This is a genomic window from Aliiroseovarius sp. B-4 (assembly GCF_056857795.1).
Window position 1 is genome coordinate 520828 of record NZ_JBSXNV010000041.1, and the last position, 26753, is coordinate 547580.

The 26753-nt window shown below is 58.2% G+C and carries 22 protein-coding genes and 1 tRNA gene; 11 read left to right on the top strand and 12 right to left on the bottom strand.

Going from position 1 to position 26753, the window contains the following annotated elements; all coding sequences use genetic code 11:
* Nucleotides 1-155: 155 nt before the first annotated feature.
* Nucleotides 156-1607, bottom strand: a complete 1452-nt coding sequence (locus AC13C8_RS17945) for a 1-acyl-sn-glycerol-3-phosphate acyltransferase (protein ID WP_482848583.1) — start codon at nucleotides 1605-1607, stop codon at nucleotides 156-158.
* 229 nt (nucleotides 1608-1836) lie between these two features.
* On the opposite strand from AC13C8_RS17945, the gene AC13C8_RS17950 reads away from it, so the two are divergent.
* A complete protein-coding gene (locus tag AC13C8_RS17950) occupies nucleotides 1837-3804 on the top strand; it encodes a methylmalonyl-CoA mutase family protein (RefSeq protein ID WP_482848584.1) in 1968 nt (655 codons plus the stop codon).
* Nucleotides 3805-3807: 3 nt separating this feature from the next.
* Here AC13C8_RS17950 and AC13C8_RS17955 read toward each other — a convergent pair whose 3' ends face one another.
* The gene (locus AC13C8_RS17955; protein WP_482848585.1) at nucleotides 3808-4350 is read right to left on the bottom strand and encodes a DUF4329 domain-containing protein; all 543 of its coding nucleotides are present in this window, start codon (nucleotides 4348-4350) and stop codon (nucleotides 3808-3810) included.
* A 29-nt stretch (nucleotides 4351-4379) separates the two neighbouring features.
* Here AC13C8_RS17955 and deoD point away from each other — a divergent pair, with 29 nt between their 5' ends.
* Complete coding sequence (gene deoD / locus AC13C8_RS17960; RefSeq protein WP_091429114.1) at nucleotides 4380-5084, top strand: purine-nucleoside phosphorylase; 705 nt, start codon at nucleotides 4380-4382, stop codon at nucleotides 5082-5084.
* Between the two features lie 9 nt (nucleotides 5085-5093).
* Here deoD and AC13C8_RS17965 read toward each other — a convergent pair whose 3' ends face one another.
* A complete protein-coding gene (locus AC13C8_RS17965) occupies nucleotides 5094-5957 on the bottom strand; it encodes an urea carboxylase-associated family protein (RefSeq protein ID WP_091429112.1) in 864 nt (287 codons plus the stop codon).
* Between the two features lie 132 nt (nucleotides 5958-6089).
* On the opposite strand from AC13C8_RS17965, the gene AC13C8_RS17970 reads away from it, so the two are divergent.
* Both AC13C8_RS17970 and AC13C8_RS17975 read left to right on the top strand, forming a co-directional pair.
* A complete protein-coding gene (locus AC13C8_RS17970) occupies nucleotides 6090-6590 on the top strand; it encodes a DUF2478 domain-containing protein (RefSeq protein ID WP_091429111.1) in 501 nt (166 codons plus the stop codon).
* A gap of 54 nt (nucleotides 6591-6644) precedes the next feature.
* Nucleotides 6645-7847: an NAD(P)/FAD-dependent oxidoreductase gene (locus tag AC13C8_RS17975; protein WP_482848586.1), complete on the top strand. Its 1203-nt coding sequence runs from the start codon at nucleotides 6645-6647 to the stop codon at nucleotides 7845-7847.
* A gap of 3 nt (nucleotides 7848-7850) precedes the next feature.
* Here the strand turns inward: AC13C8_RS17975 and trpA are convergent, their stop codons facing one another.
* Together trpA and AC13C8_RS17985 are read right to left on the bottom strand one after the other, a co-directional pair.
* The gene (gene trpA, locus AC13C8_RS17980; protein WP_482848587.1) at nucleotides 7851-8642 is read right to left on the bottom strand and encodes a tryptophan synthase subunit alpha; all 792 of its coding nucleotides are present in this window, start codon (nucleotides 8640-8642) and stop codon (nucleotides 7851-7853) included.
* A gap of 60 nt (nucleotides 8643-8702) precedes the next feature.
* Nucleotides 8703-9119 carry a VOC family protein gene (locus AC13C8_RS17985; RefSeq protein WP_091429108.1) on the bottom strand — a complete coding sequence of 139 codons (417 nt, stop codon included), beginning with the start codon at nucleotides 9117-9119 and terminating at the stop codon, nucleotides 8703-8705.
* Between the two features lie 99 nt (nucleotides 9120-9218).
* Between AC13C8_RS17985 and ychF the strand changes: the two genes are divergently transcribed.
* A complete protein-coding gene (ychF, locus tag AC13C8_RS17990; RefSeq protein ID WP_482848588.1) occupies nucleotides 9219-10316 on the top strand; it encodes a redox-regulated ATPase YchF in 1098 nt (365 codons plus the stop codon).
* 96 nt (nucleotides 10317-10412) lie between these two features.
* On the opposite strand, the gene AC13C8_RS17995 is transcribed toward ychF, so the two are convergent.
* The 3 genes from AC13C8_RS17995 to AC13C8_RS18005 form a co-directional block, all read right to left on the bottom strand.
* Entirely contained in the window at nucleotides 10413-10703 is a 291-nt protein-coding gene (locus AC13C8_RS17995; protein WP_143064290.1) for a CBU_0592 family membrane protein, read from the bottom strand.
* Between the two features lie 252 nt (nucleotides 10704-10955).
* Nucleotides 10956-11042 (bottom strand) — tRNA-Leu (locus tag AC13C8_RS18000).
* Between the two features lie 82 nt (nucleotides 11043-11124).
* Nucleotides 11125-11604, bottom strand: coding sequence for an Lrp/AsnC family transcriptional regulator (locus AC13C8_RS18005; RefSeq protein WP_091429104.1), 480 nt, complete (start codon nucleotides 11602-11604; stop codon nucleotides 11125-11127).
* A gap of 109 nt (nucleotides 11605-11713) precedes the next feature.
* On the opposite strand from AC13C8_RS18005, the gene putA reads away from it, so the two are divergent.
* Nucleotides 11714-15172 (top strand): bifunctional proline dehydrogenase/L-glutamate gamma-semialdehyde dehydrogenase PutA, encoded by a 3459-nt coding sequence (gene putA, locus AC13C8_RS18010; protein ID WP_482848589.1) that lies wholly within the window; start codon nucleotides 11714-11716, stop codon nucleotides 15170-15172.
* Between the two features lie 44 nt (nucleotides 15173-15216).
* Nucleotides 15217-15966, top strand: a complete 750-nt coding sequence (locus tag AC13C8_RS18015; protein WP_091429100.1) for a rhomboid family intramembrane serine protease — start codon at nucleotides 15217-15219, stop codon at nucleotides 15964-15966.
* 62 nt (nucleotides 15967-16028) lie between these two features.
* Here the strand turns inward: AC13C8_RS18015 and AC13C8_RS18020 are convergent, their stop codons facing one another.
* From AC13C8_RS18020 to AC13C8_RS18030, 3 genes are all read right to left on the bottom strand, one after another.
* Nucleotides 16029-16229, bottom strand: a complete 201-nt coding sequence (locus tag AC13C8_RS18020) for a hypothetical protein (protein ID WP_091429099.1) — start codon at nucleotides 16227-16229, stop codon at nucleotides 16029-16031.
* Between the two features lie 71 nt (nucleotides 16230-16300).
* Nucleotides 16301-17089, bottom strand: a complete 789-nt coding sequence (locus AC13C8_RS18025; protein ID WP_482848590.1) for an inositol monophosphatase family protein — start codon at nucleotides 17087-17089, stop codon at nucleotides 16301-16303.
* 73 nt (nucleotides 17090-17162) lie between these two features.
* A complete protein-coding gene (locus tag AC13C8_RS18030) occupies nucleotides 17163-18068 on the bottom strand; it encodes a LysR family transcriptional regulator (RefSeq protein WP_091429095.1) in 906 nt (301 codons plus the stop codon).
* 100 nt (nucleotides 18069-18168) lie between these two features.
* On the opposite strand from AC13C8_RS18030, the gene metF reads away from it, so the two are divergent.
* On the top strand, nucleotides 18169-19035 hold the full coding sequence (gene metF, locus AC13C8_RS18035; protein ID WP_482848591.1) for a methylenetetrahydrofolate reductase [NAD(P)H]: 867 nt from the start codon (nucleotides 18169-18171) through the stop codon (nucleotides 19033-19035).
* Between the two features lie 24 nt (nucleotides 19036-19059).
* On the opposite strand, the gene AC13C8_RS18040 is transcribed toward metF, so the two are convergent.
* A complete protein-coding gene (locus tag AC13C8_RS18040) occupies nucleotides 19060-20199 on the bottom strand; it encodes a type III PLP-dependent enzyme (RefSeq protein ID WP_482848592.1) in 1140 nt (379 codons plus the stop codon).
* A 129-nt stretch (nucleotides 20200-20328) separates the two neighbouring features.
* On the opposite strand from AC13C8_RS18040, the gene AC13C8_RS18045 reads away from it, so the two are divergent.
* The 3 genes from AC13C8_RS18045 (at nucleotide 20329) to AC13C8_RS18055 (ending at nucleotide 26750) form a co-directional block, all read left to right on the top strand.
* Nucleotides 20329-20760, top strand: a complete 432-nt coding sequence (locus AC13C8_RS18045) for an Lrp/AsnC family transcriptional regulator (RefSeq protein WP_482848646.1) — start codon at nucleotides 20329-20331, stop codon at nucleotides 20758-20760.
* 667 nt (nucleotides 20761-21427) lie between these two features.
* On the top strand, nucleotides 21428-23497 hold the full coding sequence (locus tag AC13C8_RS18050) for an autotransporter domain-containing protein (protein ID WP_482848593.1): 2070 nt from the start codon (nucleotides 21428-21430) through the stop codon (nucleotides 23495-23497).
* A 127-nt stretch (nucleotides 23498-23624) separates the two neighbouring features.
* A complete protein-coding gene (locus tag AC13C8_RS18055; protein WP_482848594.1) occupies nucleotides 23625-26750 on the top strand; it encodes a valine--tRNA ligase in 3126 nt (1041 codons plus the stop codon).
* The last annotated feature ends 3 nt before the right edge of the window (nucleotides 26751-26753 follow it).

Below are 26753 nucleotides of genomic sequence, written 5' to 3' on the forward strand. Positions count from 1 at the left end.
CGGGGCCTCCTTCTGTTGCGCGTTATCCGATTCTGTTGCCGCGATGCAGAAATGCGGCTGCTCGTGCAGCATTACGTATCGCCTCGCAAGAATGCAACAACATTTAGCCATTTTTTGTAATTTTATGTCGCGCTCAAATCAAGGCGAACCAAGCATCAGTCCGGAAAACCGGCCGCGTCCGCGACCTCGGCCGGGCTCAAATCAGACATCTGAACCGTCGTGATGGCATCGGACAAATGTGCAATGGAGTTCGCGTAGTAGGCTAGAATCAAGCGATCAGGCTGGTTGACACGATACCGGGCAAGTGGTCCCTCGCCTTCTTCGACGATCAGCTTACGCAATGACAGCAGCCTGATACCAACTTCCGTCGCATAGCTCATATCTCCGCGCGGCAGATGCACATGGGCGCCCGTGGCCTCCATATCCGAGACCAGCGCCGCAAAGCGGGCTTCCACCTCGGCGCGGGTCAACGTCTCTTGCTCAAGCATGATTGCCGCCACAACGGGAACAGGTAGAACGGGCACCACATCGCGAATGCGTGACATCAGCTCGTGACCCAGGTTTTCCAGTGGGTCTTCCTCCGTCCTGTGGCTCGCGAGATATTCGTTCAGCGATAAGGGCGCACCGAATGACACACTGGCATACCCGAAACGATGGAACTTTCCCGTCACACGTTGCCAAACATGGCGCCCGATGTGGCGGGCGACGTATTTGAATCGCAACCCAAACCGCCGATTGCCCAAGATATCGGCCCTGACAAGCACCCGATCCTCCAGCACGCGATCATAGTTCATGGCGACGGGGACAAAGACGACGTTGCGGTTCACCTCTGGATCAAAGTCCTGCACAAGATAGCTCAGCAGCCCCAGTTTCGGCTCGCCGACAGTTCCATTCAGGCTTAATCCGCCTTCGGGAAACATCGCTTGTGTGACCCCGCCATCCGTTGCCAGTCGCACATAGCGCGACAACACCTTGCGATACAAAGCATTGCGACTTTTTCGACGAATGAAATAGGCACCCATCGACCGGATCAACATGCGTAGCGGCCAGACCCGCGCCCATTCCCCCACGGCATAGGAAAGATGTGACCGTTCAGCGGCCAGCCACGTGACCAGAACGTAATCCATGTTTGACCGATGGTTCATCACGAAGACGATGGTCGAATCCGGATCGATCTCTTTCAACCGCGCCTCATCGAAAGCCCCAAGTCGCACACGATAGAAAGAACGGCTGAGCAGTTTGGCAATCCATATACCGAAGCCAAAATATGCTGTGGCCGAAAACCGTGGCACGATCTCGCGAGCATAGCGTTGTGCGGTTTCAAAGGCGACTTGCTCTGGCATGCCCGATTTGCGCGCATGTTCGGCGATCGCCTTTGCAACCTCGGGGTCATATGAGAGGCGTTGAACCATGTCATAGCGACGCGCCAGTTTGAACGGCTCGATCGGACGTTCGAGCTTTTCATTCAGCCGTTCCACCGCCCGCTCAAGTCGCTTGCGGAAGAACCAGCGGACCGAAGGAAAAAGGAAATGGGACGCGAACGTCACCGTGGCGAAAGCCAGAATCAGAACAAGAAGCCACAGGGGCAATTCTATGGAACGCGTCATGGCGCTACGTTTTCAGGAAAAAGCGACAAGGTAAAGACGGCGCGTCGTGCCGCAAAAGCAATCCGGTGGTGTGAATTGGATCGTATGCTGCAAGACTATCCACTGACACCCCACAAAGATCGGTGCACCCCGCACCCTGCGCAACTTTCTTCCCACGAATTTCACCCTTGCGTAATATTCTTTCGTCTGCGAAAAATGCTGCAGCGCAACAAAACGATGAGTCTCTGACATGCCCAGCCAAAACTCGATCCGCCCCTGGCTTTTCCGCACCTATGCCGGTCACTCGACCGCCAAAGCCTCGAACGAGCTTTACCGCACCAATCTGGCCAAAGGTCAGACGGGCCTATCGGTGGCCTTCGATCTGCCAACTCAGACGGGCTATGACAGTGACCACAAACTGTCGCGCGGTGAAGTCGGCAAGGTGGGCGTGCCGCTTGGCCATCTGGGGGACATGCGGGCATTGTTTGACAATATCCCGCTGGAGCAGATGAACACCTCGATGACGATCAACGCCACTGCGCCGTGGTTGTTGTCGCTCTATATTGCAGCCGCTGAAGAACAGGGCGCGGATGTATCCAAGCTGCAAGGCACGGTGCAGAACGATATCATAAAGGAATACCTGTCGCGCGGCACCTATGTCTGCCCGCCCGAGCCGTCCCTGCGCATGATCACCGATGTCGCCGCCTATACGCGCCAGCATCTGCCAAAGTGGAACCCGATGAACGTGTGTTCCTATCACCTGCAAGAGGCAGGCGCGACGCCCGAAGAAGAACTGGCCTTCGCGCTTGCCACCGCCATCGCCGTGCTCGACGATCTGAAAAACAAAGTCCCGGCGGACGCCTTCCCAGCCATGGTAGGCCGCATCAGCTTCTTCGTAAACGCGGGCATCCGGTTCGTCACCGAGATGTGCAAAATGCGCGCCTTTGTCGAGTTGTGGGATGAAATCACCCGCGACCGCTATGGTGTGGAAGACCCGAAATTCCGCCGTTTCCGCTATGGGGTTCAGGTGAACTCGCTGGGCCTGACCGAGCAGCAGCCAGAAAACAACGTCTATCGCATCCTGATCGAAATGCTGGCGGTTACGCTGTCGAAAAATGCCCGCGCCCGCGCCGTGCAGCTGCCGGCGTGGAACGAGGCGCTTGGCCTGCCCCGCCCATGGGATCAGCAATGGTCCCTTCGGATGCAACAGATCCTTGCGTATGAAACGGACCTTCTGGAGTTCGATGACCTGTTTGACGAAAACCCCGCTGTGGACCGTAAAGTGGCCGAGTTGAAAGACGGTGCACGCGCCGAACTGGCCCAGATTGACGGGATGGGCGGCGCGGTGGCGGCCATCGAATACATGAAGTCGCGTTTGGTGGATTCAAATGCCCGCCGCATCAACAAGATCGAGGCGGGTGAAACCACCGTGGTCGGTGTGAACCGCTGGACCGAAGCCGCCGAAAGCCCGCTTACGGCAGGGGATGGCGCGATCATGGTCGCTGATCAGGAAGCCGAGGCCGATCAGATCGCACGTCTTGAGCAATGGCGTGCCGATCGCAATGCGACCGATGTTAAGCAAGCGTTGGAGAATCTGCGCATCGCAGCCAAGTCCGGCGACAACATCATGCCGCCCTCAATCGCCGCCGCCAAAGCGGGTGTGACGACAGGTGAATGGGGCGAAGTGATGCGCCAGACCTTTGGCCAGTATCGTGCACCGACGGGCGTGTCGAAAAACCCATCAAACCGCACCGAAGGGCTGGACGATATTCGCGCCCGTGTGGATGCGGTCTCTGACGCGCTTGGCCGTCGCCTGACCTTTCTTGTGGGCAAACCGGGGTTGGATGGTCATTCTAACGGGGCCGAGCAGATTGCCGCCCGTGCCCGAGATTGCGGGATGGACATTACCTATGAAGGCATTCGTCTGACGCCGGAAGAACTGGTCGCATCCGCGCTTGAAACCAAAGCCCACGTGGTCGGCCTGTCAATCCTGTCAGGCAGCCACATCCCGCTTCTGGAAGAACTAATCGAACGGATGCGCGCGGCCGGACTGGGTCACATCCCGGTGGTCGCGGGCGGTATCATTCCGGACGACGATGCCAACCGTCTGCGCGCGATGGGTGTTGCCAAGGTCTATACGCCGAAGGATTTCGAATTGAACACCATCATGGAAGATATTGTGACGTTGGTTGCGCCCAAAACCGTCGCGGCGGAATAGGCATCACCCGCCAAACGACATCAGCTTATGGATCAACTGGTCATATTGATAACGGGGCGCGATTGGTCCCATATCGCCTTCAAGGAAGTTCGCATCCATTGGCAGGCAACCGATACCGCACACATGCCGCGCCACCATCTTTTGCGTGTCGATATACCAAAGCCGACCGCCGGGCGTGGCGACCCAGCCGTTGACGCCTTCAAACTCGTCGGTGGCCATATCGTCGCCTGACGGCACTTCGTTGGCATAGCGGGACGAGAAGGCACCGTGGGTGTGATAGGACGACACGACATTGACCAAGTTGTCGGGGTCGCGCGCCCGACAGGTGCCCTTGCCGCCGCGCCACGCCTTCGACGCCACGAGCTTGCCGGAGCGATCATACCCGATATACCCGCAATATTCGCGATTGGCCCGGATCGAGATCGGTTGCAGTTTCGCAAACACCTTCTTCACCAATGCAAGCTCGCCCGGCTCTTGCGCCAAGGCAGGAAGTGGGAGGATAAAGAGGGCAAAGAACAGCGCGCGCATCAGGGATTCCGGTTTCATATGCGTGACTTTACCCACAGGAGATAGCTATGACCATCCACATCGGTGCCGCACCCGGCCAGATCGCAGAAACTGTCCTGATGCCGGGCGACCCCTATCGCGCCCGCTGGGCCGCCGAGACCTTTCTGGACGGTGCGGAACTGGTGAACGAGGTGCGCGGAATGCTCGGATTTACCGGCACTTACAGGGGTAATCGGGTATCAATTCAAGGGTCAGGCATGGGGATGCCGAGCCTGTCGATCTATGCCAACGAGTTGATCAGGGATTACGGCGTGAAAACCCTGATCCGCGTCGGCTCTATCGGGGGGATGCAGCCGCAGGTTAAGGTCCGTGATGTGATCATCGCCATGACCTGCACAACAGTCGCAACGCCGTCATCCACGATCTTTCGCGACTTGAATTACTCACCTTGCGCCGATTATGGCCTGCTGGAAGCCGCCGTTGCTGCGACACGAAAACGCGATGTGGGGGTGCATGTGGGCGGCATCTACAGCTCGGACACCTTCTATGACGAACGCCCTGACCTGAACGAACAAATGACCCGTCACGGGATCCTTGGGGTCGAGATGGAGGCCGCCGAGCTTTACACCCTTGCCGCCCGTCATGGCGTGCGGGCGCTTGGGATCATGACCGTATCCGATCACTTGCAAACCGGCGAGGCGCTGCCATCCGATCAGCGCGAGAAGACCTTTGGGGACATGATCGAGATTGCACTGGAAGCCGCCTTCGCGTGATCTGCGCGGTCAAACCCCATGCGTCCGGTCATAGCCGTTCACCGGCGGCTGTGACCAATCCCTTAGTGCATTTTCTGTCGGCGCGAACAGCTCGATCATCAACGGGTGGCAGGTGGCGGTATCCGAGCTGTGCTCGGACGAACAATCACCCCCAGGGCAGGTGCTGAGCGCCCCAAGCAGGTCAATTTCGGCAAAGAACTCAAGATAGTCACCGGGCCGCACCGGGCTGGCTTTCATGAAATACTGCCCCGTGTCCCGCGTGAAACCCGTGCACATGAAAACATTCAAAACATCGTGGATGTGTGGTTCGGCGTCACATGCAGGGCAGTCAAGGTAATCGGCCAGCGCGCGCGTCAGGTTAGAATGGCAACAATGGTGATAGTGACCGCCCACCAGCAGATTATGTGTGTACGGGTCGCACCGCGTGCCGATCACATCGTGAACGGACCCACCAAATTCGTCAAACCCGTACCAATCAAGCGTGTCTTCAACGATGGTTGCGATGGGACGCAGATAGGGATGACTTGACCAAATCCGATCTGATACAGACAGATGCGTGCCATGGAGCGCCCGCGTCTTGCCTGAATAGAACCTTTCGTGCAGATCGTGCAGATTCCACAGATTCAGATCTCCAACCTGTGGTCCCTCTACCGAATTGATCCGAAAGTAATGACCTGCGGGCACTTGAAACACCTTCGCATCCCGCGGCGGCACCAGCACTTCAGTGATTTTTCTCGCTGTTTTCCGCGCGGCCCGATAGAGCGCTATATTTGGTACAGGCAATCCATCGACAGGATAGCAAATAACTGGCGCGACTGCGCGGCGCTGCGCTGCATCTCGCGGCGGTCGGTGATCAGGGAGTTTCAGCTTCATGATGGCGCACCTTTCTTTTCCAACATCTGGTCACAGCCGGTCGCACCACGCAAGCGCATCAGAGGGGCGTCACGGCAATTGACAACGCCCGTTCCGATTGGCATCTGATAAGCACGGTCGATTGGGGATTGCATGAAACTCGCCTATGTCATCGCGCCCGGTCGGGGCAAAACCAACCTGTTGCTTGCAGGCGTCGCGGACGCGTTGACGCGGCAAGGTCTGGCCCTGTGCGGGACCGTCCAGCTTGATACCGAACGCGCCGAGGATCACCATTGCGATATGGATGTCCTGGTGTTGCCTGACGGTCCAAAGATCCGCATCAGCCAGTATCTTGGTGCCAACGCGCGCGGCTGCAAACTGAACCCCGATGCGTTGGAGACAGCGGTGGGGCAAACCGAAGACCGTTTGAAAGCCGGTGCCGATCTTCTGATCGTCAACAAATTCGGCAAACAGGAAGCCGAGGGGCGTGGCTTTCGTGAAGCCGTGGGCGAAGCACTGGCCCGCGACATCCCGGCGATCATCGGTGTTTCCGAAGGGTCGCGCGAGGCGTTCATGGCGTTTGTTGGCGATGCCGAACAGCTTTCCCCTGACCATGATGCCGTCCTGTCATGGGCGCGGGAGGCGACGCGATGACGGGGCGTTGGCGGTTCCGCAGCACCTCTGACCCAGCTTGATCAAGTGGCTGCGATGGCGACAGATCCTCACCACCAAACCTATGATGTGATCATCGTGGGCGGAGCCATCATGGGGTCGTCGGTGGCTTGGTGGCTGAGCCAATCACCGGATTTTCAGGGCCGTATATTGGTGGTCGAACGTGACCCAAGCTATGCGCTGTGCTCTACGGCACATACGAACTCCTGCCTCCGGCAGCAATTCAGCGAGCCGCTAAATGTGCGTATCTCGCAATTCACCGCTTCCTTCATCAAGAATTTGCGGGCCAATATGGGCGGCGACCCCCGCATCGAAGATCTGACCATCCAAAGCTTCGGGTATCTTTATCTGGCCCACAACAAGGCGCATGCCGACGCGCTGCGCGCCGCGCAAGCGATGCAGCGCCGCCTTGGCGCGGCCACGCGTATTCTGTCGCGAGACGAGATTGCGCGGGATTTTCCGTTCTATCAGTTGGACGACATTCTTTTAGGAAGCCACGGCACGCGCGACGAAGGCTACTGGGATGGTGGGGCGTTGTTTGATTGGTTCCGACGCAAAGCGGTCGCCGCCGGTGTCGAATATGTGGCGGGCGAGGTTGAGGCAATCACCACGGCGCAGGATAAAGTGGTCAATGTTACCCTGCCCTCAGGACAGACGCTGTCTTGTGGTCATCTGGTCAACGCCGCCGGTCCGCGCGCCAGACTGGTCGCGCGCATGGCGGGGTTGGACATCCCCGTCGAGCCACGGAAGCGGTTCACATGGGTGGTCAAAGCAGAGCGTCCGCTTGATCGTCAGCTTCCCCTGACCATCGACCCATCTGGCGTTCACATCAGACAGGATGGTCCCGAAACCTATATGATCGGCGCGCGGCCCGACCCCGATCCGGCAGTCGACCCCGATGATTTCCATATGGATCACGGGCTATGGGAGCATCATGTCTGGCCGATCGTGGCGACGCGTATTCCCCAGTTCGACGCCCTGAAGATCGTGCACGAATGGGCGGGTCATTATGCCTATAACACACTGGATCAAAATGCCGTTCTTGGCCCACATAACAAGGTTGAGAACTTCTATTTTATCAACGGTTTTTCCGGCCACGGACTGCAACAAGCCCCCGCGATGGGGCGCGGCCTTGCCGAGTTGATCACAACCGGCAGCTTCCAGACGCTGGACCTTTGCCCGTTTGGCTATGACCGGATCGTAGAAGGCCGCCCGATTGGTGAAGCCGCAGTGATCTAGACGTCAGCCGCGATGCGCCCCGTCGACCAGTGTCTTCACGAAGGCCAGCACATCCGCAACCGGTTCACCCGCCGCGATCTTCGACACGATCGCGCTGCCCACAACAGTGCCATCGGCAACGCTGGCAATCGCTTGCGCCTTTTCGGGGGTGTTCACGCCAAAGCCAACGATCACGGGAATATCCGTCGCGGCTTTGATGCGCGCGACCTCGGGCCCGACATTCGCGGCTTGCGCTTCGGACGCCCCGGTCACACCTGTGACAGACACGTAATAGACAAAGCCCGAAGTGTTTTGCAGCACTTTCGGCAAGCGTTTGTTGTCAGTGGTCGGGGTCGCCAGCCGAATGAAGTTCAATCCCGCCTTCTGTGCTGGAATGCAAAGCTCGTCGTCCTCTTCCGGGGGCAGGTCGACAACGATCAGCCCATCCACACCTGCCGCCTTTGCATCGGCAAGAAACTTGTCCACGCCCCGGCTATAGATCGGGTTGTAGTATCCCATCAGAACAATCGGGGTCGTATCGTCATCCTTACGAAACTCCGCCGCCATATCCAGCGTCTTTTGCAGGGTCATGCCGCCTTCCAGCGCACGTTGTCCCGCAAGCTGAATGGTCGGCCCATCCGCCATCGGGTCGGTAAACGGCACGCCCAATTCGATAATATCAACGCCTGCCCGAGGCAGCCCTTTCATCACCTCAAGCGAGGTCGCCATATCGGGATCACCGCCCATGATGTAGCTGACGAACGCCTTCTGACCCTTTTCGGCCAAGGCAGCAAACTTCGCATCAATTCGGGTCATCATCCGTCCTTTGTCATGTTCAGAACCGATGTGCCGAATACGGTCGGGAAAATCAATGGGTCACTCGTAATCGCTGTCCGCCATGATCATCCAACGCACTCCAAATTTGTCGGTCAACGTGCCAAAAAGCGATGTCCAGAACGTTGGGCTCAGCGGCATTCGCACGTCGCCCCCATCTGCCAAAGCATCGAAGACCCGCTTTGTCTCGGCCTCATCCGGCAGGGAAAGGCAGACATTGCAGCCCGCCATTTCCGGCGTCTCGCCGCTTGGGTCGTCACTGGCAAACAGCATCCCGTCACCGACGGCGACGCTGGCATGCATCACCGCGTCATCCGGCACGCCGGGCATCTGCTTGCGATCTTCGTCCGGCATGTCCGCGAACGACATGATCTCTGGTCCATTGCCGAAAATCTCGCCATAGCGCGTGACGGCTTCTCGGCAGTTATCTTTGAAAAACACGTACGGAATAGGTTGCATGGCAAAGCTCCTCTGTTGCGCGTCTTCCCACTTCACCACGCTTGCGCCCATCCTGTCAAAGCCCTAGAAGGCCCCGAACACTGAATGACGGAGGCCGTGATGGGTTTCAAGATGGGCATCGTCGGTCTGCCGAATGTCGGTAAATCGACCCTTTTCAACGCATTGACCAAGACGGCGGCGGCGCAGGCCGCGAACTTTCCGTTCTGCACCATCGAACCAAATGTGGGCGAGGTGAACGTGCCGGATGACCGGCTGGACAAACTGGCCGCTATTGCTGGTTCGAAAGAGATCATTCCGACCCGGATGACCTTCGTCGACATTGCCGGTCTGGTGAAGGGTGCGTCGAAAGGCGAAGGGCTGGGCAACCAGTTTCTGGCCAACATCCGCGAAGTGGACGCCATTGCCCACGTCCTGCGTTGCTTTGACGACGGCGACGTCACCCATGTCGAAGGCCGTGTGAACCCGGTTGAAGACGCCGAGGTGATCGAGACCGAGTTGATGCTGGCCGATCTGGAAAGCATCGAGAAGCGGTTGCAAAACATCGTGCGCAAGGTGCGCGGCGGCGACAAGGAAGCCGTGCAGCAGGAGCGTCTGATGCGCGCGGCACAAGAGGCGCTTGAGGCCGGCCGACCCGCCCGCACCGTCAAGGTGGACGAGGAAGATCGCAAGGCTTGGAACATGCTGCAACTTCTGACCACCAAGAAGATCCTTTACGTCTGTAACGTGGATGAAAGCGATGCGGCCAGCGGAAACGCCTATTCGCAAGCGGTCGAGAAAATGGCCGCCGAACAAGGCGCGGCTTCAGTGGTTATTTCCGCCAAGATCGAAGAAGAAATCAGCCAACTTGACGCCGACGACATGCAGATGTTCCTGGAAGAGTTGGGCCTGAAAGAAGCGGGCCTGGATCGCCTGATCCGTGCGGGCTATGAACTTCTACATCTGGAAACCTATTTCACCGTCGGCCCGAAAGAGGCCCGTGCCTGGACCATCCGCGAAGGCACCCGCGCGCCACAAGCAGCTGGCGTCATCCATGGCGATTTCGAACGCGGCTTCATCCGGGCCGAAACCATCGCCTATGACGATTACATCGCATTGGGTGGGGAAAGCGGTGCCAAGGAGGCAGGCAAGATGCGCGCCGAAGGCAAAACCTATCAGGTTAAAGACGGCGACGTTCTGCACTTCCTGTTCAACGCCTGATTTCACACGGTAAGAAAGTGAAAAGCCGGGCCACCCCTAGCCCGACTTTTCTGTGAGCGCGTGGAACAACGCACTCAGGGAGAGGTCTCGTTCCCGTCAAACCACTTCTTTGTCCTTCGCAGGTGAAACAGTTCGCCCCTTCATATGGTTTGCAAAACCAAAGACCGACACCACGATAAAAAACAGTTGGACGGTCAACGCGGCAACGTTGAAATGCTCAATCAGGCTCAGTGCGACGAAGCTGGCCGCCGAAAACTGCAACGCGTAATAGCACGTCGTCTTGCTGGTCAATATGTCGAACGCGATCAACATATAGGTCGTGCAATAGATCGCTGCCCCAAGCAACCCGACCATTTCCCAACTGTCTAATGAGCTAAAATTACTCATACCCCGACCGTCCAATCCAAAGACTTAAAAAAATAGTTTGGTCATCGAAAAGGCCTAATAAAAACTGGCTGTAATCTGCAAAGAAATGTTTTGCTGTGCCCGACCTGCACTCAGGTTTCGCCATGTCCGGATTAAAAGCAATGCCCCGCCCCACGAATTGACGCATAATTCACGGCCCCTCAACCACGCAATCACGCCAGTCGAAACAAAGGCCGAACATCGTATTGAAAAACGTTTTTGCTGAGATGAGAATGGTGCGGGCGGTGGGACTCGAACCCACACGGGCACAAGGCCCAACAGATTTTAAGTCTGGTATGTCTACCATTCCATCACGCCCGCACCGGGTGGAGCTTGGCCCCAGCCCTTCCCTAACGCCTCTTAAAACCGGAGGCAATCGGTCAGAAGCATTTGCCAAAAGAAGTCAGCCAAGAATGGAGGGGCTGTCATCCTTGATCGCCTGCATCACCACGTGAGTTGAACTTTGCGCCAGATGCGGAAGGGTCGAAATTGCCTCGCCCAAGACGCGCCGAAAGTCACGCATGTCTTGGGTGCGCACCTTGAGAAGATAGTCAAAATGCGCCGCCAGCAGATGACATTCTTCCACCTCGGGAATGCTGGAAACTTGCTTGTTGAACGCACTCAATGCGGCCTCGCGCGTGTCCGAAAGCTTTACTTCGACAAAGGCGACATGATCCCGGCCTAAACGAATCGGGTCGATATCGGCACGGTATCCGGTAATGACCCCTTCCGCTTCCAACCGACGTACACGGGCTTGGGTCGGGGACTTTGATAATCCGATCCGCTGTGCAAGATCGGTGATCGAAATGCGCCCATCGCCTGACAGGACATCCAGAATCCTGCGATCGAACCGATCAAGATCAACTTGCTTATCTTCCTGCATTCACCACCTTTAATCGGTCATTTCGGCTGCCAAATGGCGAAAATCAGGAAAATCGCCTTGTCTTTTCGGGATATCATAGGGGAAGTGCAAACACCATGAGGATCCGCACATGACCGACAGCCTTCGCCAGAAAATTGACGATCTTGCCTATGCCGGTGAGGAACGGCATATCCATACGCTCGCAAAAGAGGCGGGGCTGTCCAGTGACGACCGCGCGCGGATCGCGGCCAGCGGCGCCGAACTTGTGCGCGCCATCCGCGCGTCATCCGACCCGGGCATGATGGAGGTTTTTCTGGCCGAATATGGCCTGTCAACGGATGAAGGCATCGCACTGATGTGTCTGGCCGAAGCCCTGTTGCGGGTGCCGGATGCAGAAACCATAGACGCTCTGATCGAAGACAAGATCGCACCCAGCGATTGGGGCAAGCATCTTGGTCGCTCGTCGTCTTCTTTGGTGAACGCATCGACATGGGCGCTCTTGGTTACAGGTAAGGTGCTGGACGAGCGCGAACCGGGGATCACCGGTGCGTTGCGTGGGGCGGTGAAACGTCTGGGTGAACCCGTCATTCGCACCGCCGTCGGACGCGCGATGAAAGAGATGGGAAATCAGTTCGTGTTGGGCGAAACCATCTCTGCTGCGATGAAACGCGGGTCGAAGATGGAAGCGAAAGGCTTCACCTATTCCTATGACATGCTGGGCGAAGCGGCGCTGACCGATGACGATGCGCGCCGCTATCAGATGTCCTATGCCAAGGCAATTTCCGAGATCGCAAGTGCCTGCAAATCCAAGGATATCCGTGCCAATCCTGGTATTTCCGTAAAGCTTTCCGCGCTTTTCCCCCGCTATGAACGCGCCCAGCGCGACCGGGTAATGGATGTGCTTGTGCCACGTGTTTCGGTCCTCGCACATCTGGCGAAGTCGGCGGGTATGGGCTTCAACATCGACGCCGAAGAAGCTGACCGCCTGCAAATCTCGCTAGACGTGATCGAAGCGGTGCTGTCCGATAAATCATTGGCCGGATGGGACGGGTTCGGCGTGGTCGTGCAGGCCTATGGGCACCGCGCCGGCACCGTTATCGACTGGCTGCACGCGCTGGCCAAACGGCTGGACCGCAAAATCATGGTTCGGCTGGTCAAAGGTGCCTATTGGGACACCGAGATCAAGCGCGCGCAGGTTGAAGGCTTGGATGCATTCCCCGTGTTCACACGCAAGGTCGCCACCGATGTCAGCTACATCGCCAACGCGCGAAAACTGCTGTCGCTGACCGATCGGATCTATCCGCAGTTCGCCACCCACAATGCTCACACGGCGGCCGCCATACTGGATATGGCAAAAAGTTCAGGCGTGAACGCGCGTGGTTACGAGTTCCAGCGCCTGCATGGCATGGGAGAACGTTTGCACCAGATCATCATGGATGAAAACGGCACACGCTGCCGGATTTATGCCCCTGTTGGGGCGCATCGCGACCTACTGGCCTATCTGGTGCGGCGACTGTTGGAAAACGGCGCCAACAGCTCGTTCGTGAACCAGATCGTCGATGAAAGCGTTTCGCCCGAGGAGGTTGCCGCCTGCCCCTTCGACGCGCTTGACCATCCCGCACCACATGTTCCCACCGGACCAGAGCTTTATGGGGATCGCAAAAACTCCAAAGGGCTGGACCTGACATATGAACCCCATCTGGAGCAGATCGACACCGCCCGCAATCCTTTCGCGGATACGAGATTTGCCGCTGAACCGCTGATTGCTGGCACGCCAAAGGGCGGCAAGGATGTGACCGTTACCAACCCCACCAATGGCACCGAGGTTGGCAAGATCACTTGGGCCAGCGCCAAGGACGTGCAGGCGGCCCTTGACGCGGCAACCCGTTGGGATGCCGCACCAGAAACGCGTGCCGAGGTTCTGAACCGCGCAGCGGATCTTTATGAAGAACATTTTGGAATCTTCTTCGCCCTGCTTGCCCGCGAAGCGGGAAAGACTTTGCCCGACTGTCTGGGCGAATTGCGTGAAGCCGTTGATTTCCTGCGATATTATGCGTCCCGCATCCCGCACCTTACCCGCGATGCGCGTGGCCTGTTCACCTGCATTTCGCCGTGGAACTTCCCCTTGGCGATCTTTACCGGTCAGATTGCGGGGGCTTTGGCGGCGGGCAACGGCGTGTTGGCCAAACCTGCCGAGCAGACCGGGATCATCGCATATGAGGCGGTGAAGCTGTTGCACAAAGCCGGTGTTCCGCGCGAGGCGTTGCAGCTTTTGCCCGGCGACGGGGCAACCGTCGGGGCGGCGCTGACGTCGGATGCGCGCATTGACGGGGTCGCATTTACCGGATCGACCGAAACCGCGCAGATCATCCGCCACGCGATGGCGCAGCATATGTCACCCGCCGCACCGCTGATCGCGGAAACCGGCGGGTTGAACGCCATGATCGTGGACAGCACCGCGCTGCCCGAACAGGCGGTGCGTGACATCGTCGCGTCCAGTTTCCAATCGGCAGGGCAACGCTGCTCGGCCCTGCGCTGTCTCTATGTTCAGGACGACATCGCCGACAGCCTGACCGAGATGCTGATCGGCGCGATGGACGAATTGACCCCGGCTGACCCGTGGCACCTGTCCACCGACCTTGGTCCCGTCATCGACGACGAGGCCTATGGGGGCATTCGCGCCTACGTCGATACGGCACGCACAGAAAAACGGCTGGTGCACGAGTTGAAAGTCCCCGACGGCGGTCACTTCATCGCCCCCACACTGATCCGTGTCAGCGGCATTCACGAGATGAAGCGCGAGATCTTCGGACCGGTTCTGCACGTTGCGCGCTACAAGGCCGAAAACCTCGACGCGGTGATCAATGCGATCAACGCCACGGGATACGGCCTGACATTTGGTCTTCACACCCGGATTGATGACCGCGTTCAGCACGTGGTTGATCGCATCCGTGCCGGCAACGCCTATGTGAACCGCAACCAGATCGGTGCCATTGTCGGCTCGCAACCATTCGGCGGCGAAGGGCTGTCCGGCACCGGCCCCAAAGCGGGTGGCCCAGCCTACATGGATCGGTTCTGCAAGTCCGGGCCTGCCCCGATGACCGGCGAGGCGGATGGCGACGGATCGACCAATCCCGCCCTGCTTGAGCGCACTATCACCGCTACCACGCGTGCGGTGACGCTTGCATCAACCCGCTTGCCCGGCCCAACCGGAGAGCTGAACCAACTGTCCACGCACCCCCGCGCCCCGTTCCTGTGTCTTGGCCCCGGCCTCACAGCCGCCGAACGCCAGAAAACGGACGTCGAGGCGCATGGTGGACTGGCGGTGCTGGCACCCGACTTGGCAGCGGGCGAACTGTCCAAGGTCGAGGGGATCGGCGGTGCGATCTATTGGGGAGACGAGGTTGGCGCGCGCGCTCTTGCGCTGGCTCTTGCCGCACGATCCGGGGCAATCCTGCCTTTGATCACCGGCGCGGTAACGGAAGAGGCTGTGACCCATGAACGGCATTTGTGCGTGGACACAACAGCCTCGGGTGGCAATGCCGAGCTGTTGATGCTCTCGCAACCGCCTGATCTGGCTGCTGAATAGGCGCGACGCTTGACCCGGCGGACGCCATCGGGTCAAGTCCCCCCATGTTTCCAATTCGCGATCACAACCCGTCAGAACGTACACCTTATGTCACCTTCGGGCTGATCGCGGCGAACCTGATCGTCTTTCTGACGATGCTGCCGCTCTACGGCAACGATGTCGCAGCTGATCGCGTGTTCGTGCAATATGGTCTGATCCCCCTGCGCGTGATGAGCGGTGACGGGTTCGAGACTGTGCTCACCTCAATGTTCGTCCACGGCAGCTTCATGCATTTCGCGGGTAACATGCTGTTCTTATGGATATTTGGCGACAATCTGGAAGATGTTCTCGGCCATGTCAGATTTGCCATATTTTATCTGGTCTCGGGCCTTGGCGCGGCTTTGCTTCAGGTGGCTGCTGACGTCTCAAGCGTGGTCCCGATGGTTGGGGCGTCGGGCGCAATTGCGGGGGTTATGGGGGGGTATCTTTTGTTGTTTCCGCGGGCGCGCGTTGACGTCCTGTTCATCTTTGTCGTGATCTTCAAAGTGTTTCCCTTCCCGGCTTGGCTGATGCTGTTGCTCTGGTTTGGCTTGCAGGTGGTCAACGGTGCGCTGAACTGGTCCCAAATGGGCGGAGGTGTCGCCTATTGGGCCCATGCGGGCGGCTTCATCGCGGGGTTCTTGTTTGTCCTGCCCATATGGAAAGGCTTGGGCGGCCGGGCATTCTGGATGCGCACGGACGGGCATCCAGATCACCCGGATGCGCAATACAGAGTCACGAAAAGCGTCATTCCGACCGTTCGTCGACGGAAGTGAAAGATAACAAGTGCGGAAGAATGGAACACCACCACTCAACCAGCAGCAGCGCAAACAGTGTTCTAGCTGCCCACTGATTGATTAGCCACCACGCTGCTGATCTGCTCGGTCAGCCCGGGAATATTGCCGGCGACAATAAACATGCTAGCCATCCCCAACATCACGATAGATGCCGTCAACACGACCCAATCAACGGTAACAGCACCGTCTTCGTCCGTGATCAGCCCAGAAATACGGGCGAAAATATTTTTTAACTGTTCCATATCGCTTTTTTTCCCGAACAATCAGGCAGCAATAAGGCCCTGAAACGGTATTTTGCAGCTCGCGACAGAAATCAACTGCCCCGCACAAGACCCGAGAACTTGTCGAAAATCGCCTCGTTTGCGGCAATGACTTCTCCGTCTTCAAGGATAGACCCCTCGGGATTGATCGGGGCAACAAATCCCCCTGCCTCGCGCACAATGACAAGCCCTGCGGCCACATCCCAAGCGTTCAGGCGACGTTCCCAGAACCCATCATAACGGCCGGCCGCCACATAGGCGAGGTCCAGTGCCGCCGCACCGAACCTGCGCACACCGGCACAACTGGGCAGGATACGCGCAAGATCTTGCAGCGTGTCCGGCAGATCGGCACGCCCGGCAAAGGGCAAACCCGTCGCAAACAGGCTTTCGATCGGGCGCGAACGGCCGGAAACGCGCAGGCGGCTTTGGTTCAGCCACGCGCCTTTACCTTTTTCGGCTGTGAACATCTCGTCTTTCGCGGCGTCATAGATCACACCGGCGACAATCTGACCTTTATGCTCCAATGCAATCGAGATCGCCCAATGCGGCAAGCCGTGCAGAAAGTTCGTGGTGCCATCCAGCGGATCGACGATCCAGCGTCGGGTCGGGTCTTTGCCGTCAGTGGCATCGCTTTCTTCGGCCAGCCAACCATAATTGGGGCGGGCTTCCATCAGGATGTCGCGAATGATCTGTTCGGCAGCAATATCCGCTTTCGACACAAAGTCGCCCGCGCCTTTCATAGAAACTTGCAGGTTTTCGACCTCACGAAAGTCCTTCACAAGGCTGCGACCCGCCATCCGGGCGGCCTTGATCATCACGTTCAGATTTGCACTGCCTTCCATCGGGGGCGCTCCTATCATCTCAGACGGCGCGTATACGCGGGGATGCCTTGTTTGCCAAGCCCGTTTCCCCGTTTCACGCGCGCTGTAGCTTGACGGGTTCGGACCGGCACAAACGGATCATATGCGCGACATAGGGGACGATCGCATCCTCTTCGCGGGTGGCGGCAAACATGCGCTTGGATAACCCCTTCTCAGTCAATGGTCGCGTGACATAGTCAGGGTTGTCCTCAACATTGCGCAGCACCCAGTCCGGCATGACCGCAACCCCGCGCCCGGCAGCAACCAACATCAGAATGACCTCGGTCATTTCCACCTGGCGCACGGCGCGAGGTTCGACGCGGGCCGGGGTCAACAACCCGCTGAACACATCCGTTTTCGACCGTTCGACCGGATAGGTCAGCAGCATCTCGTCTTCGAAGTCTTCGGCCTCAATATAATCGTGTTGCGCCAATCGGTGGGTGGAGGCCGCGACAAATCGTGGTTCATAGTCAAACAGAGGCGCAAAAGTGATACCCGGGATCGCAATGGGATCAGATGAGATCACGAAGTCGACCTCCTCCCGCCGAAGCGCCTCAAGCGCATCAAAGGCAAGTCGCTGACGAATATCCAGATCAACATCGGGCCAGGCATGGCGCAACTTGTCCAGCACCGGAAACAGCCAGTCAAAACAAGCGTGGCATTCAATCGCAATGTGCAACCGGCCAGATCGTCCCGACTTCAGCGACCTGAATTCTTCTTCCAGCCGTGCGACTTCAGGCAATATCTGTTCGGCAAGGCGCAGCAATTTCAATCCAGCGGGGCTCAGCCGCATGGGCTTTGTGCGGCGGTGAAACAGTTCCATACCGACCTGATCTTCAAGCCCTTTGATCTGGTGGCTTAGTGCAGATTGGGTGATATGCAATATATCCGCAGCGCGTGCCAGACTGCCCGCCTGATGGATCGCCCGAATGGTGCGCAAATGACGAAATTCCAAATACATGCACGAAGCTCATGTTTATTGTGAGAATTATGAATTTGTCTCACAAACAGAAAACCGGCACAAGAGGGCAACAGTCACTTCTCTGAATCCCGAGGCCGCCATGACAACGCCCAATATCTCGTTCGAGTTCTTCCCACCCCAGTCGCTGGATGCTTCTTTCCGACTGTGGGAAACAGTGCGCGAACTCGCACCGCTGGACCCCAGCTTCGTCTCAGTCACCTATGGGGCGGGCGGAACGACCCGGGAATTGACACATGACGCCGTGCAAACCATCCACAAACATTACGACCTGAATGTCGCAGCCCACCTGACATGTGTTGATGCCACGCGCGATGAAACTTTGGCCATCGCGAAAGATTATGCCCAGGCTGGCGTGACTGAAATTGTCGCCCTACGGGGCGATCCGCCGAAGGGAAGCAACGGCTTTGCTCCGCACAAGAACGGTTTTGCCTCGTCGGTGGACTTGATTGAAGCCCTTGCGGAAACCGGTGATTTCCATATCCGTGTGGGTGCCTATCCCGATCCGCATCCCGAAAGTGCCGATCTGGATGCCAATGTCGCCTGGTTGAAGCGCAAGGTGGATGCGGGTGCCAATTCGGCCATCACGCAGTTCTTCTTCGAGGATGACACGTTCTTCCGGTTCCGCGACAAATGCGAAAAGGCCGGAATCGACGTGCCGATCATTCCCGGTATCCTGCCGATTGAAAACTGGAACGGCGTGCGCAAATTCGCAGAACGCTGCGGTGCGTATATCCCCGGCTGGTTGGATGATGCGTTTTCCAAAGCCACCCGCGACGGGCGCGAGGATCTGTTGTCCACCGCCCTGTGCACCGAGTTGTGTTCCGACCTGATTGATGGCGGCGTCAAAGATCTGCACTTCTATACGCTGAACAAACCTGCCCTGACCCGCGAAGTGGCGCACGCTTTAGGCATCACGCCCCCCATGAAATTGCAGGACGTGGCATAGTGACAAATACCTCGGCACGCCGGGTTACACCCCGGCGCGCTGCACCGTCACCATGTCGATCAGCCCATAGCCGTTGAACCGCGTCACCGTAGCAAGGCTATACGCCCCCATACCTGAAAACAGCACGTAATCGTCTTCAGCCAAATCATCTGGCATCGCTAGAGGATCCGGCAGCTGGTCGATGGAATCGCAGGTCGGCCCGAATACTGTGCGCTTGATCATCGCACCCTTGTGCCGTTTTCCACTGGCCCGAACAGTCGCGATGCGATCCGGCACCCCGATGGACGGTGCCTCGGACAGTGCGCCATAAATCCCATCATTCAGGAAAACCGCACCGTCCTCGCGGATGGATTTCACCCGCGTCGCAAGGGTGAAGGCTTCAGCCACCATCGCGCGCCCCGGCTCGCAGACCAGTGCTGGCGCGTCGGTTCCAAAGGCATTTTTGACTGCCCGATGGATTGCCGCGAATATCGCATCCAGATCCGGGGCAACCCCCCGGTTGGCAGCAAACCCGCCACCCACATTCAGACGAGCCAGCTTCACGCCCGCTTCCTTCGAGACTTCGGCGCAAGTGGCGATATAGGTCGACCAGGCCGACGGGCTGGCGCATTGCGTGCCCGGATGGAAGGTCATCGAGGGGATAAAACCCGCCTCTTTCACCATGCGCAGAAGCGCGACAGCTTGTTCGACATCTGCACCAAACTTGGCCCCGAAATGATAGGCAGCGCCTTCCACCGGCAGGCGCAAACGCACGGAAATCTCGATACCCTCCGGATCCACCTGCGCGCGTAGCTTCTCAAACTCATGCGGCGCATCGACAGAATAGGACCGGACCCCAAGGGCAATCGCGTCGGCAATCTCATCGTGGGAGCGTACGGGATTGTTGTAATGCATGATGGCATCGGGTGAAACGGCGCGCAGGGCGTGCATCTCGGCCGGGCTGGCAACGTCGAAGGCACTGATTCCGCAGGCCACGAGGTTTTCCAGCACAACACGGGAATCATTGGCCTTTACCGCATAGGTCACAAGACCGTCGAATCCGTCGACGAATTGCTGGACCGTCGCCTGCAAGGTCGCGGGCGCGAAATACAACACCGGCCGCTTCGGCGTTTCGGATTTCAGATGTGACAAGGCCGTTAGCCAGATCGAAGGTTGCCTGCTCATGTTCGCTCGCTTTGAAAAATGTCTGTTCGCGTCGTTCTTCTAGAATCTGAACAGAAGCCGTCGATTTCCAGTGGCATTTCGGGCAATATGTCGTGTATTTTCCGCCAAAACATCGAGGATACCGACCATATGGACGAAAAAGACCGCGAATTGCTTGCTCAGCTTGAAGGAAATGCGCGTCTGCCCGTGGCAACACTTGCCCGGCGGTTGGGGCTTGCCCGATCAACGGTTCAAGCCCGCATCGAACGGTTGGAGGAAAAGGGCATCATTGCCGGATATGCGCTCAGACTTGGGGATTCGGCACGCGGCGACCGCATTCATGCGACCGTATTGATCGCGATCGAACCACGTTCGACTCCGGCGGTCTTGGCACGGTTGAAAACCCTGACAGCAGTCGAAACAGCGCATACGGCGTCTGGCCGATTCGACATGATCCTGAAACTCGCCGCAAAATCGACGGCTGAACTGGATCAAACGCTTGATGCAATTGGTGAAATCGACGGGGTGAAAAGTTCGGAAAGCCTGATCCACCTGTCGACCCGGATCAACCGACTGGGCTAAGGCAATCGAATTGAATTTCCCCTTTCCCAGACGAGGTTGCCGTGCAGGGAATGACCGTGATCGCGGCCAGGAACCCAGCTTTACCCGCCCGACCGACGGCTCTGTCAGCACTGGTCGGGGGATCATTCCGACGTTTGCGGGCGACTCCGCGCCTGTCTGGCACAGCGACTGAGGGCGCGACCTTGCGCACCTGACTTGGGCGATATGCTCCGCCGGAGTATTTCATGATCTGGGCGCACAATCGGCTGTGTTCAGTGGTGTTGGGACCACATGTGCGATTGCACAAATCAAACATTTTACTGTTTGTCACACGCCGAACGTACTGACCTAGCCCGTGCCTTTCCACCATTCCGAGAATACTTTGTAGGGAATGTTGCTGTGTATTGTTATTCCAAGAGCCATCATCTAGTTGTTTTTTTGCGACTACGGTCAGCTTTATTAAAGTAAACCATAAATCAACCACGCCCGAACCGGGCGATTTTGATAACATTTGGAAAATCACCGAATGGCAAAGGTCGGACGCAGGTCAAATCCACCATGCATTGGCGGTAAGGCCCGTTCTTTGCTGAATTCGCGTGTTCTCAGTTGCGAGGGGCAAATGAAAAACTATTCCAAGGATCGAGATTCAAATCTCATTTCACTGAAACTCAGCACAAAGACGTGTCGATTGGTCGCCCTTTCGGCACTGGCGTTGGCGGCGCATCCGGCGCTTTCCCAAACAGCGATTCCCACCATGGAAGAAATACCGACCTTTGATGACGGGGCATTCTTCACCGGGTCTGACGCAGTGGATATTTCCGCCGACGGCTCGGTCGCTGTTGGCAACGCGTCAGATACGGCCAGTGTGCCGCGCGCATTTGCTTTTACGGGTGGCACACTTGTTGATCTTGCACCTGCAATCGGAGATTACAGCTTTGCAAAAGGTGCCAGCCAGGACGGGTCGGTTATCACCGGGGTTACGTTCTCGGCTGGCCTTCCATCCATGTTCTACTGGACCCAGGCGACCGGGGCCGTCACCATTCCAATTAGCGCTGGAGTTTATGGCGAGCCGAACGACATCAGCGCGGATGGCACGCGGATTGTCGGGACCATCTATGACAATGGCGCGGCGACGCCACCACCCGTCGGGCCGACCTCTCCTGCCCCATACGACCGTGCCTTTGTCTGGACGCGCGCCACGAATACATTCGTCACCCTTCCAAGCCTGATTGTGGGCGGGGATACATTTGGGCAAGACATCAGCGACAATGGCAGCATCGTTGTTGGGCGGGGTGAGACCGCAACTGCGACTCATGCGTTCCGCGCAGTGGTTGGTGGGGCCATAACCGATCTGGGCACCATCGGCGGTGCAACCGGTCAAAGCCGAGCCAATGGGGTCAGCGGTGATGGGCTTGTTGTCGTCGGCCAGTCGGTGGCGCCTTCCGTGACAGGGCAACGCGCCTTTCGCTGGAGCGCGGGCACCGGCATGGTCCAACTGGCGTCGACTGATGAGGCAAATGTCATTTTCTCGCTGGCCAATGCTGCCAGTCAGGATGGGTCTTATGTCGCGGGGGCCGCACGCTACTCGACGACACCAGGTTATCGCGCTTTGCGCTGGGACGAAAACGGGGTCGCACAGGATTTGGGTGATCTGACCACGGGCAATACAGGAACGTCCTTCGCCAATGGTATCAGCGCGGACGGCTCCGTCGTCGTCGGGGTGGCGACCAATGACGCAGCCAATTCACGCGGGTTCATCTGGCGCGACGCTGTTCGACCCGGGGGAACAATGCTGGATCACCTAAACACACTGACGCAAGTGTCCAATAGCGCCGCTGAACAGGCAGCAGGTGCCCAATACATGGACAAACTTGTCCAATTCACGCTGGGCCAATCGCTTGAACTGCCCATCGACGGCGTTGACGGGCAGCGCAGCAAAACCGGGTTGGGCCGTCCTTTCTCGATGAAAATCACCGCAGGCGCTGCAAGCAATCGCGACGGCAACGATACCACCGTGGCCGGTCTGATTGCCGCGACGGCGCTGACCGACAATTTGTCGTTTGGCGGGTTTGTCGGGCTTGGCAATGACGACGACACCTTGACCGGGTTTGGCATCGATGGAAATTTCCGCAGCTTTGGCGCCTATTTGCAGGGTGGGCATCCGGCCACCAATGGGTTGAACTGGAAGCTCGCCACCGCGCAATCGGCAGCCGAGGTGGACATCACGCGGTCCACCACACTGCCGAATACCGAGCGGGGCACAGGAACCACCGATATGAGCGCACGGGCCACGTCGATCGAGCTTGGCTACGGCATGCAACGCGGGGCCGCGCTGGTTACGCCGTTCATGCGCGTCACCCGTTCGTCGGTTCAGCGTGACGGATATACAGAAACCAACGCCGTCGCCTTCCCTGTGACCTATGACGATTACGAGGTCAGTGCGACAACGGCCACACTTGGCGCCGATCTGCGCCTTCCCGTTTCCGAAGCGGGCGTGGTGCGCCTGACCGCTGGTGTTGAATGGGACCTGTCGCGTTCTGCCGACACCGTGTCGGGGACCAGCGCCATTCCGGGCATGACCAGTTTTGCCGTGGCTGGTCCGCCGCTTGAGAATGAAAACCGGTTGTTTGCCGAAGCCCGATATACCCACACTCTGGGGAATGGACGCAGTTATGATCTGGGGCTGGGCGTGCATCAGACGCCTTATGCGGAGAAACCGTCGGTGATGGCGACGATCGGCTATCAGATGGATTTCTGATCTTCGCAAGAGAATGCGCAATTCAACGCCCGGGCCAAGGTCCGGGCGTTGTCGTCTCTGCGCGGGCTTTCCCTTTGCCGTCGTCTTGGGTAAACGGTCTTGAACTCATACGACTTGGGACAAAACCATGGCCATGGACAAGACATTCGACGCAGCATCCGCCGAAGCACGCATCTATCAAAGTTGGGAAGACGCAGGCGCTTTCAAAGCAGGTGCCAATGCCAAGCCGGGGGCAGACAGCTTCGCGATCATGATCCCCCCGCCCAACGTCACGGGCGCGCTGCATGTGGGCCATGCGTTCAACAACACATTGCAGGACATTCTGATCCGCTGGCACAGGATGCGCGGGTTTGACACGCTATGGCAGCCCGGCCAGGACCACGCGGGCATTGCCACCCAGTTGCAAGTCGAAAAGATGCTGGCCGAGACGCAGCAACCCGGTCGCCGTGAACTTGGCCGCGAGCAGTTTCTTGAGAAGGTGTGGGAATGGAAAGGCAATTCCGGCTCGACCATTATCAACCAGTTGAAGCGTCTGGGCTCCACCTGCGACTGGTCGCGCAACGCCTTCACCATGGCTGGCGCACCGGGCGATCCACGCACGGGGCATGAGAATTCGGCCAACTTCCACGACGCCGTTCTGAAGGTTTTCGTGGATATGTATGACAAGGGTCTGATCTATCGCGGCAAACGTCTGGTCAACTGGGACCCGCATTTTGAGACCGCAATTTCCGATCTTGAGGTCGAGAATATCGAGACACCCGGCCATATGTGGCACTTCAAATACCCGCTGGCCGATGGGGCGACCTATACCTATGTCGAGAAAGACGAGGACGGGAATGTCGTTCTGGAAGAAGAGCGCGACTATATCTCGATTGCAACGACTCGCCCCGAAACCATGCTGGGCGACGGTGCGGTGGCCGTGCACCCGGATGACGCGCGCTATGCGCCCATCGTGGGCAAGCTCTGCGAAATCCCCGTGGGTCCGAAAGAGCATCGCCGCCTGATCCCGATCATCACCGATGAATACCCGGACATGAACTTCGGCTCGGGTGCGGTGAAGATCACCGGCGCGCATGATTTCAATGACTATCAAGTCGCCAAGCGCAATAACATCCCGATGTATTCGCTGATGGACACGCGCGGACACATGCGGGCCGATGGTTTGCCCTATGCCGAGGAAGCCGCGACCGCCCAGCGCATCGCCAATGGTGAAGAAGGATTCGACGAGGCGAAGATCGCGGCGATGAACCTTGTCCCGGACGAACTGCGCGGGTTGGACCGGTTCGAAGCGCGCAAGCGCGTGGTCGACCAGATCACGGCCGAGGGCTTGGCGGTGATGATCACCCAGACTGTCGAGGTGGACGGTGAGGAAATCACCGGCACCGTGCCCTATGTTGAAAACAAACCGATCATGCAACCCTTCGGGGACCGCTCAAAGGTGGTGATCGAACCGATGCTGACCGACCAGTGGTTCGTGGACGCCGAGAAGATCGCCGGCCCTGCGTTGGACGCTGTGCGCAAGGGCGACGTGAAGATCATGCCGGAAAGCGGCGAGAAGGTGTTCTTCCACTGGCTGGAAAACATCGAACCGTGGTGCATCTCGCGCCAGCTCTGGTGGGGACATCAGGTGCCGGTTTGGTATGGCCTTGACCTGTCGGGCGAAGGCTTCACCGACGACGAAGGCGACAATGCGCTTGATCTGGTCGAAATGGGTCGATTGCTCTTGCAACAGGATATGTTGCCCGGGCATGAGCACAGCCATTGTGCCCATGACTTCGAAGCCGTTGTACCGAAGTTTGACGAGGTGCTTGTCACCCTCCCCGTTCCGCTAGGCAACGCGCGCGTGGTCGAAGTGGCGGACCGTGGGGCTGCAATTCACGCGTTGGCTGAAAGCCTTGCTGCCTATGAAAGCACGCAAGATCCAACAAAACTGGTTTATCCCGTATGGCGCGACCCCGACGTGCTCGATACCTGGTTCTCCTCCGGCCTTTGGCCCTTTGGCACGCTGGGCTGGCCTCAGGACACCGACGAATTGAACCGCTTCTTCCCCGGTGACGTACTGATCACCGGACAGGACATCCTGTTCTTCTGGGTCGCCCGGATGATGATGATGAGCCAGGCGGTCACGGGCAAAAACCCGTTCCACACGGTCTATCTGCACGGTCTTGTCCGTGACGAGAAGGGCAAGAAGATGTCCAAGACCACCGGCAACGTTATTGATCCACTTGAGATCATTGACGAATATGGCGCCGATGCGCTGCGGTTCACCAACACGTCCATGGCGTCGATCGGCGGCGTGTTGAAACTGTCGCGCGAACGCATCGCGGGCTATCGCAATTTCAGCACCAAGCTGTGGAACGCCGCGCGCTTTGCAGAAATGAACGGCTGCAAACCGGTCGTCGGGTTTGATCCGAAAAGCCCGACCCAGACGGCGAACCGCTGGATCATCTCGGAAACTGCAAAGGTCCGCGCCGAGGTGGACGAAGCCCTGGCCGCCTTCCGCTTCAACGACGCCGCCAACGGGCTGTATGCGTTCGTGTGGGGCAAGGTTTGCGACTGGTATGTCGAATTTTCCAAACCGCTTCTGAACTCCGAGGATGAGGCCGTTTTGGCCGAGACCCGTGCCACAATGGCCTGGGTGATTGACCAGTGCCTGATCCTGCTGCACCCGATCATGCCCTTCATCACCGAAGAACTGTGGGGCCAAATCGCAGCACGCGATACGATGCTGATCCATGCCGACTGGCCGACCTATGGTGACGAGTTGGTCGATGACGACGCGGCGCGTGAAATGAACTGGGTGATTTCACTGATCGAGAGCATCCGCTCGGCGCGCGCGCAGATGCATGTGCCCGCAGGGCTGAAAGCGCCGCTGATCCTGCAAGAACTCGACGCCGTCGGGCGCAGGGCCTGGGCCAACAACGAGATGATGATCAAGCGCATGGCGCGGATCGACAGCATGACCGAGATGGCGGACCTGCCCAAGGGCTGCATCACCATCGCGGTGGCGGGTGGCATCTTTGCCCTGCCCTTGGCAGACATCATCGACGTGGATGAAGAAGTTGCACGGCTTGAGAAAACGCTGGGCAAACTGAGCAAGGAAATCGGCGGATTGCGCGGACGGTTGAAAAACCCGAAATTTGCCGAGAACGCGCCGCCCGAGGTGGTGGAAGAGGCCGAGGACAACCTTTCTGCGCGCGAGGAAGAAGAGGCGACCCTGACCGCTGCACTGGAACGGCTTCGCGAAATCTGAACG